Source organism: Micromonospora zhanjiangensis (assembly GCF_042650605.1).
Taxonomy (GTDB): domain Bacteria; phylum Actinomycetota; class Actinomycetes; order Mycobacteriales; family Micromonosporaceae; genus Micromonospora_J; species Micromonospora_J zhanjiangensis.
The window spans coordinates 1-8,807 of the sequence record NZ_JBHSBN010000066.1 but is presented as its reverse complement, the minus strand read 5'-3'; the positions used below and the strand labels follow the sequence as shown (position 1 = coordinate 8,807).

Below are 8,807 nucleotides of genomic sequence, written 5' to 3'. Positions count from 1 at the left end.
GATTCACCCGCCGACCCCGACCACCCGCCCTGCCGACCACGGTGTGGATCAACAAACCAGCAGCTCAACCCACCGAACTACAGAACACCTGACCACGAAAACGTCTCACTTGACTTGACAGGTTCCGCGGACCTGGCAAGCGCTGTCGCGAGCGCTGGTGACCGCTCTGACTGCCGGGTCGGCAGCGATCAGGGCGTCGGCTCGGGCACGAACCGCAGCGTACGACTCCTCGGCCAGTCGCATCGCCGTCTGTGCTGCGCTGAGCTGCTGAAAGCTCGCGGCGAGATGCCGTTCCCGGCGGTCGGCGAGCCAACGGAAGAAGAATGCCAGCATCCCCGACGCGGCCTGCCGCCGCGCCACCTCGGCGCGCATCTCGTGGTTGCGGTGTTTCTCGGCGAGCGGCGCCAGACTTGCGCGTGATTCCCGTACCCCCTGGTCTGCGGCGGCGAGCTGTACGGCGACCGGTGCGGTGGCCCGCTCGACCGCAGCTGCCAACTCGGCCGCGCGGGCCTGGACATCTCCGTCCGCGAGTCGGGCCTCAGTGAGCCGGGCGGCCAGGTACTCCAGCCACCGCCCAGCCTGGTCCTCGACACCGACGAAGGGAGCCAGCCGGGACGTCGCGCCCTCGGTCGCGGCCAGGATCTCCTGCCGCAGGGCCTCGACCTGCGTCTCTACCATAAACCCGCGCGCGTGCGCGGTCATCGCATCCTCGTTGCCGACCCGGACCGCCCGGACGTCCGGCGGTAGTCGTTCGAGTACGTTGTCCACCGCACGGTTGGTGTGCGAGGTGACCAGTACTCGCTGCCCACGTTGGGCGCTGGCGGCGGCGATCTCGGTGATGGTACGGGTCTTTCCGGTACCGGGCGGGCCAAGTACCAACAGCAGGTCGGGCACGGTCAGGGCGGCGCGGAAGGCGTGTAACTGCGCCGGGTCGAGCATCTCGCGCGGCTGGGCGCCGGTGTCCGGCCGGTACGGCGCCACACGGTGGTCGACCAACTGGGTGAGCAGCTGGGGCTGGGCGGCACGCCGTTCCCGAAGAACCTCCACCGCGTCAAGTTGCGCGCGGTAGACCCGGTCGCTGGGCAGCACCTGCAACGCACCCTGCCTGGGTATCCGGGCGTACTCCACCGTGCTGTCGAACCGCACGGTCACCTCTTGGTCCTCGACCCGTAGCACCCGCCCGCGCAGGTCAGGTTGATCGGTCACAAAGACCTGCGCGCCTCTGCCCACCGTGGCGTTACGGAGCAGTTGGAAGGCGTAGACGCCACGCGCGGAGTGCCGCTCCTCACGGGTGCTGTCCAGCCTGCGGTACGGCAGGGCCGGCGCCTGGCGTTGTCGGGCAATCTCGATGTCCCGGGTCGCCTCGACGACATCGGTGAGCAGGTCGAGGTACGCGCTGTGGTGCGCCGGCATCGTCGGCGTCGCCTCCGAACGCGTAACGCCCAGATTCGCCCAGGCTCGGCAAAGCAGGGGCCAGTGTGACGACAACCGCTGCGGAACGTCACGGACGTGGTGATAGGCCCACCAGCCGGCCGTACCGCCAAGCACCAGCGCCGCCTTGAGTAGCCGTTCCTGGTCCTTGAAGGACAGCGGTGAGACGTGCCCGAGTCGGTACGCGTCACCGTGATCGCTGGGATAGAGCCAGGCCGCCCATCGTTTGCCGTAGACGACCAGCCTGGACCGATCCGGCTCGACCCGCGCCGGCAATGCATTGAACGAGGCCAGGCTGCCGAACTCGCTGATCAGCGCGGATGGATCACGCAGCCCGGCCTGTGCGAGTTGTTCGATGGCTCTGCCGGACGGTACGACCGCGACCGGGCCGGGCAGGAGCAGGGACGCGATGGTCAACGGGTATCTCCGCGGGAGAGCAGTCGACGTCCCTCGCGGAACGCGGCGGCGAGCGCACCTGGCCCGACCGGGCGCCGGGACGGGTCCGGGTCAAGGCAGCGCAGCAGCAGGTCGTCAAGGTGTTCGGGCCACTCGGGCAGGCTGGCCCGGATCGGTGGCGTCGCGTACGGCGACGGCGGATGACCAGTCACCGTGTGATAGACCAGCGCCGCCACCTGGTAGACGTCTACCGGGATCGCGGATCCGCCACCCCGGTGCTGCTCCGGGGCACGGTAACCGGCAACCCCCTCGCTCGGCTGCGGCGTGAGGGCGGCCAGACCGCCGTCGACCAGCGCCGCGCGCCGGGTACGTCCGGTGAGCACGATGCCGTCGGGACCGAGCGCCCGGTGACTCGCCCCTTCCCGGTGCAGCACGGCCAGCGTCGCGCAGACCTCGGCCGCCGCGCCGAGCACGCCAGTGGCGGTGAACCGAGCCAGCGGCGTACCGATGGGGCCAAAGGCCTGCCGCCAAGTAAGCCCGATAGGCAACACCGTGACCAGTGTCGTGGCGGCGGCCTCCTCGGTTAGATCGTCGAGCGACGGCAGCCCGCCCGTACCGTCGAGCTTGCGCAACAGGTGGCCTTGCGCGCGTACCTCGTCGCGGCGCCGCTGCGCCGTCGACGTGTCTCGGAGGAGGTGGAGCTGACGGAGCCGGACTCGAAGCGGGTTGTGCTGGACACGGTCGGCAGTCGCCTCTCGCCAGCTCCACGAGTGGTCGAGGCTGACCTGCTCGACGGAGTCCGCGTGCAGCAGGTAGCGGTGCGCGCCGATTCGGCGTTCGTCACCACCACTCCAGGGGGTCGCTGGGTGGTCGGAGGGTCGGCGTAGCACCGCGGATGGGACCATGACCGATTCCGAGTTTTTTGGAGGGCCGGAGTCCTCGTCGCCAGCGTCCTGGTAGGGGTGGTAATAGGCACGCCGGACATATCGTGCGGCCGGTCGCATCAACTCGTTACGCAGGCCGGTCTCGTCCCACAAGACCAACTGTACGCGGGTGAGCCGCGTCTGCGTCTGCCGCCAGTTGTCCCACCACTGGCTCATCTGGGGGTCGAGACTGGACGGGACGCAGAGCACCCACTCCTGGATTTGGTAACCGTGTTGGGACGCATTGCGCACCGCCGAGGCGAACGAGCCTTCGATCTGTCCCCGATGCCTGTTCGTCACCCCGTGCGGGAAGTACTTCGCCTGCCAGATCGTGACCCGACCGTTGAGGTCGCCGACCAATGCGTCGATGCCCCAGTCGCCACCATGGGCGAAGACGAGCCGGGCGTCGCCGCGTACCGCCTCGACCAGGAGCGCGATCATCTGCTCGAAATCCTCACGGGCACCGGCCTCACCCGCTCGCGCCTGATGTGCGTAGAAGTGGATCGGCGGCTCCCCCGACGCCGCACGTGTCACCGCGTCATCACGTCCCTGCCGTCGCCCAGGTGTCGATCCGTACGACAGTGAGCATCCCAAATCACCGGTGTCGGCGGCAAGGTTGAACATCCGCAGAAGCCTTTACCCGTCGTCCGTCACCCTTCTCGGGATATCCGGAGTCGCCACTGTCGCATTCAACCTTTCCGCTGATGTGCATCGCTACGGAGATGATCAGCGTCACGGTCGGCAAAGATCGTCGCTGGCGACTGCTTCATCGTCTCCGCCTTCGCCTGCCGAGACCGAAAGACCGAGGTCTGCCATGGGCGGCGTGCGTCGGTAGTGGCGCTGGTGGACTGCCTGCGGGGTTGAGGCCCGGGCCACGTTCGGACGGACGAATCGGAACGCCTTCTAACCGCAGAGCAGGCCTGCCATCTCCCGACGGTGCGGGCCGCGGGTGGGGGGCCCTGTGCCGCCCGCAACGTCAGGGCGTCGGGCACGTGCGCCACTTCCATCGGCTGGCTATCCGGGCCGGTATCCATAGGCTGGCGCTGTGAGCGGGTCCCGCGTTCTAATTGGACGGCCTGCCTAGCGGAAGTTCTCTTCAGGTGCTGTGGGGGAACTCGATGGGCAGAGCTGGGGGCGGTGCGTCGAGGATGACTCCGTTGTCGTCGACCTGCGAGCGGAAGATGGGTGCTGCGGGTCGGACGGACCATTCACCGCCCAGTCGGCGGGCGGTGTCACGGACCTGGTGCAGGAAGGTGTTGAGGCGGGCGCCGTTGATGCTTCCGAGGGTCCTGTTGTCGAGGATGGCATCGGCTCGTTCGCCTGGGGCGCTGTGTGAGCTGGTGGTGGTCCAGGGTAGCCAGATGTCGGTGGACAGGTAGAAGCCGGTAAGTTCGAGGTCGTCCTCGGACGGTGTCGCGTCGAAGGAGTCGTGGGCGATGCTGAACGGCCGGTACTCGAAGGCGTTGCGGAACCCGAGCGGTGCGGTGAAGTTGTACATGTCGTGGACCCATGCCTCGCTGATCCGACCCTGCGGGTCGGTGTAGGTGAGCAGGGTGGCGGCGTCCTCGGGGGGAAGCACGTCGAAGTTGTGCAGGATGAATCCCGTCGGCCGGTCGTCCGTCGCGGGTGCCGCCTGCGGTCGGGCGCGGATGAACGCGGCGAGGCTGCCGTCGTCTTGTCGCCGGTAGCCGATGTCGTCGATGGCATCGACCCGCAGGACCCCGGTGCCCTCGGCCGCTGACAAGACGGCGTCCTGCCACGACAGCAGGGACGTGTCGCCGAGGGTGCGTGGGAAACTCGCCGTCCACCGGCACATCTCGCCGGAGTCGTAGCTGCTCCAGGGGTTAACAGGGCAGCCCGAGCGCACCGAAATCACTCCTGTTCCAGATGTGGGCCCCGCGGGCGTTGACGAGCACCAAGCGGTCGACCAGCGCGTTGCCGTTGGCGTCGCAGATCTTCATCTGTTTGCTTCGCTTCTTTAGCCGGAACTCTATCTCCTCTCGGGTGTACTGGTGCCATCGGTCGCTGCCCGGTTCGAGGTAGATGAGAGCAATTTTGCGGTAGCCGGGTGGTGCTTTCTGGCGGATGTTCGTGACGCGGTGCGCTTGGCGGCCGCCGTTGAGCTGGGTGACGGCGACGTTGATGGCAGGCACGAAGTTCTGGCCGCTCACGGACTTCAGCTGATAGGCGTCCTTGTTGACGATGTCGAGGATGTCGGAGCCTTCGAGTTCCCGGGTGTTCGGGTTTTCGATGGCGCCGTCCAGAAGGAGTTCGGACCGTGGATCGTGTCGGAGGATCTCGGCGGCCTGTTCCACCTCGCGGCGGTATCCGATCTGGTCGGCCGCCGGGTCGGGGTTCCCCGGGAGGGTGTTGTCGACCATCTTTGACAGCTTGTCGATCAGGTCCTGGGGGTTCTCGAGGCGGCCGGAGTCGGCGATGGCTTTCAGCTCGGGAAGCATGCCGGCTTGGATGGCGGTGTCGACGGCGGCGACGGCGGTTGTGGCGAGGCCGGTGTCTCCCTTGGGCAGGTGGCCGACCATCTGGTCGAGGAGTTTCAGTCTCGCGGGTTCGTAGCCGGGGTCGATCGGGGTGAGTGTGTTCGGGTTGATGCCTCGGTCGTCGAGGCGTTGGGGCAGGGCTGGGTCGGGTCCGAAGGAGGAGCTGTGGACCCAGGCGCTGTAGGAGACGGTGATCTGGGTGTTCTTGCCTCTGATGACCGGGGCCGGGTTCGGGAAGGTCATGGGTGGAGTGACGAAGGTACCGCCGGCGGAGAGATTGACGGGGAAGGTGAGCAGTGGCATGCCGGGTGTGACGGAGGCGTAGAGCATGCCGGTGCCGGGCGCGGTGCCGGTGTTGGTGACGGTCACCGTCCAGCTGCAGGTGGGGGTGTTGCAGTCCTGGGCGGTCCACTCCAGGTCGAAGGTGGCATGACCGGGTTTGACGGCGCGTTGCGCGACCGGGCCTGGTGCTTGTGGGACGGAGGCGGCGCCGGAGGGTGCTGCGGGGCTGGCTTCGGGCAAGATCTTGGCCACTGCCGTCCGGGTCGTGCTGGCGGCGTCGGTTCCGGTGGGTTCGGGGGTGATGGCGACGTACGGGGGGATGGCGATCGGGTCGTAGCGTGCCGGCAGCGCCGGTGCCGGTCGGTCCGGCGTGGTCGGTCCGGAGTGGCTTGCCGGGACGATGCCGGTGGAGTGGTTGTCGTTGTGGTGGTAGGCGGCTGGGTGGATGACCAGGCTCGGGTCGAGCGGACCACCCAGCCAGCGCAGCTTCCGGTCTTTGCCGGTGTCGAACAGTGCGGTCCAGTCGCCGGAGACCACGGTGCGGATCTGGTCGTCGGTGGCGTCCTCGGTGTTCTGGTCGGGGCGGTGGGCGGCGCCGGTCAGGGCGTCGATCCGGCGGGCGAGGGCGGTCGGGTTGAGCAGGGTGGTGATGTCGAAGGGGAAGGCGACGCCGGGTTCGGGGCGTACCCATCGGCCGGTGATGGCGCGGACCTGTTTGGGGGAGCGGCGGGCCCACCAGTCGGCGTCGCCGTGCACGGCGGAGGTCCCGGCGCCGACGACGAGGTCGGCGCGACCGCCCTGCGGGTCCGTGACCGTTCCGCTGACCAGGTTGTCGCCGGTGATGGTGAACTGCCCGTCGATGATGTGCCCACCGGCGTCGCGGTAGGCCACGCCCACCCGGATCGCCGACGCGGACCGGATCCGGTCGGCCGCCCCACGCAACGCCGCCGACGGCGAGTCCGACACCCGACGGACCACGAACACCGCCGCCGCGACACCCACCACCAGCACCAACACCGCCGCGATCTCACCGAACAACCACCACCTACGGTGGCGACCTGAACCTTTCCCTCGGGTCACCGGACCAGTGGGTGGTGGCCAGACCTGCGTCTGATGGGGAGCGGCCGCACTCGATGGCCCGTCAGCGCCGATGCGGGATACGACATCGGGTTGCGGTCGGGGCACCATCGCACCAGCTTCGGGATCAGGCGACCGAGGCGCCCCTGGCACGGTGCTGGCATGGGAGCCGGCTCGCGAACCGGACGGCCCGTCGTCCGACTGTGGCGTAGGTGACGACGTCGAGTCCGTCGAGAACGGTGCTCCTGACGGTGGCTCATGCTCCGACACGGTCTCCCTCTCGAGCACAGATCACGGTCCAACGCACTCCGACGTTACTTACAGCGACCAACCGCTCGCTGTCCCGATAGCGTTTGTCTATTACCCGGCAGGAGGCGCGACCCCGTCCTCGAGATAGACACCGCCGCGTCCGATAGCGGCGACCGCTGCGGGAATCCGCCGAGCCAACCGCAGTATCAGCACTTCGCCGAGGCGTTCCGGCTCCACGAACTCGAAGATGGGTTGCGTGAGCGTGCGACCCGGTTGGCGGTCGAGGCCCGCCGGGACCCGGCGTCGCCGGTCGGGGCGATCCGTCGGATTGCAGGCAAGCTCGGAGTCCATCCCGAGGCGTTGCGTACCTGGCTGAAGAAGGCCAAGATCGACGCGGGTCACCGTCCGGGCACCACCAGCAGCGACGCCGAACGGACCGGCCGGTGCGGGGCCGGTCGGGTAGCCCGTTGACGCCCTTGAGGCCGTGGCCGGCGATCCAGCGGCGGACGGTGACCGGGTCGTAGTGCAGCAGTGCGGCGATGTCCGCGGCCGGCATCCCACTCGCAGACAGCAGGATCATCAGCGCGCGGATGGCGACTCTCCGCCTAAGCCTGAATCCGTGGACCGGGGTCGGTCCACTGTGACCGGAGGTGGCGTGTAGATGTGACGAGAGTGCCCTCTGAGCTGGGAAGATCGGGTTTGTCTAGGACTCGATTCATACCGACTGAAAGGGCACTCTCGGTGCAAGGATCTCATGCCTGGCGCGGTGATGGCGCGGTGTTCGACGAGGACAACCTTGTGTCGCATGCGGGGCTGGTGCCGTTGATGGAGTTGGCCGAGCAGGCCGGGTTGTCGCGGCTGTTGGATGAGCACGTGCGGTTCGGCTGCGAGCGAGTGAAGTCCGGGGCGGCGAACTCGACGCCGAAGCTGACCTCGATCATCGCCGGGATGGCCTGCGGGGCGGACGGCATCGACGACCGCTGCTTCATCGACATCGACTCCCTGCTGCGGCCGGTGTACGGGCACGCCAAGCAGGGTGCCTCATTCGGCCACACGAAGATCGCGGGCAAGACCATCCTGCGCCGTGGCCTGTCGCCGCTTGCGGTCACGATCAGCACCGAGACCGCGGCGCCGGTGGTGGCCGGGGTGCGGTTGCGGGCCGGACGCGCGGGCTCGTCGCGGGGTGCGGCGAGCATGGTCACCGAGGCGATCAACACCGCCATAGCCGCCGGCGCGCAGGCGTCCGACATCCTCGTGCGCGGGGACTCGGCGTACTGCGCGGGCAAGATCGTGACCGCGGTCGTCAAGGCCGGCGCCATGTTCTCGTTCGCGATCGCCCGCAACCCGGCCGTCGACGCCGCCATCGCCAGCATCCACGACGAGCAATACCAGCCTGTGCGCTACCCTGGCGCGGTCGTCGACCCCGACACCGGGCAACTGATCTCCGACGCCCACGGGGCCGAAGTGGAGTTCACCGCCTTCGCCGGCACCCGCCACGAAATCACCGGCCGGCTGGTCGTGCGCCGCGTCCTGGACGCCAACATCCAGGACCCCCTGTTCCCGGTCTGGCGCTACCACCCGTTCTTCACCAACAACACCGAACCCGTGGCCGAGGCCGACATCACCCCCCGCCGGCACGCTGACCGACACCGCCCGCTACACAGTGGCCCGAGGCGCCACCCTGCGCACCAACCTGATCAACATCCCAGCCAGGCTCGCCCGCCCGCAACGCCGACCCATGCTGCACCTACCCGCCCACTGGCCCCGCGCCCACGCCTGGCTGGCCTTCTGGAAATACTGCAACCCGGTGTTGTGTCTCGTGGGGGGAGTGTCAAGAAAACGGTGTAACTCGATATTGGTGAAGGTCAGTTACGGCCTGCGGACAGGCGTCCGTCGAAGGCGAGGTCGAAGGCGTTGAGGGCGGGTTTCCAGCGGGTGATCCAGCGGCGGC

The 8,807-nt window shown here is 68.3% G+C and carries 5 protein-coding genes and 2 pseudogenes; 2 read left to right on the top strand and 5 right to left on the bottom strand.

The annotated features are described in order from the left end of the window. Positions 1–105 precede the first annotated feature (105 nt). From ACFOX0_RS33555 to ACFOX0_RS33540, 4 genes are all read right to left on the bottom strand, one after another. Complete coding sequence (locus ACFOX0_RS33555) at positions 106–1,848, bottom strand: AAA domain-containing protein (RefSeq protein ID WP_377553620.1); 1,743 nt, start codon at positions 1,846–1,848, stop codon at positions 106–108. Further along, positions 1,845–3,374: a serine/threonine protein kinase gene (locus tag ACFOX0_RS33550; protein ID WP_377553618.1), complete on the bottom strand. Its 1,530-nt coding sequence runs from the start codon at positions 3,372–3,374 to the stop codon at positions 1,845–1,847. Before ACFOX0_RS33550 ends, ACFOX0_RS33555 begins: the two co-directional genes overlap by 4 nt. Positions 3,375–3,846: 472 nt before the next feature. Continuing rightward, entirely contained in the window at positions 3,847–4,494 is a 648-nt protein-coding gene (locus tag ACFOX0_RS33545; protein ID WP_377553616.1) for a hypothetical protein, read from the bottom strand. A 100-nt stretch (positions 4,495–4,594) separates the two neighbouring features. After that, positions 4,595–6,568 (bottom strand): hypothetical protein, encoded by a 1,974-nt coding sequence (locus tag ACFOX0_RS33540; RefSeq protein ID WP_377553614.1) that lies wholly within the window; start codon positions 6,566–6,568, stop codon positions 4,595–4,597. Positions 6,569–7,108: 540 nt separating this feature from the next. Between ACFOX0_RS33540 and ACFOX0_RS33535 the strand changes: the two genes are divergently transcribed. Beyond that, positions 7,109–7,327, top strand: a complete 219-nt coding sequence (locus ACFOX0_RS33535) for a hypothetical protein (RefSeq protein WP_377553612.1) — start codon at positions 7,109–7,111, stop codon at positions 7,325–7,327. Here the strand turns inward: ACFOX0_RS33535 and ACFOX0_RS33530 are convergent. After that, positions 7,293–7,457, bottom strand: a pseudogene (locus ACFOX0_RS33530) (helix-turn-helix domain-containing protein); the annotation flags it as partial. The gene ACFOX0_RS33535 and the pseudogene ACFOX0_RS33530 overlap by 35 nt on opposite strands. 140 nt (positions 7,458–7,597) lie before the next feature. Here ACFOX0_RS33530 and ACFOX0_RS33525 point away from each other — a divergent pair. Continuing rightward, positions 7,598–8,651: pseudogene (locus tag ACFOX0_RS33525) on the top strand (transposase); the annotation flags it as partial. Between the last annotated feature and the right edge of the window lie 156 nt (positions 8,652–8,807).

What these genes read in the sequence shown, in the direction of transcription:
- ACFOX0_RS33550 (WP_377553618.1), bottom strand. Translation starts at nt 3,374, where the DNA reads ATGTTCAACCTTGCCGCCGACACCGGTGATTTGGGATGCTCACTGTCG.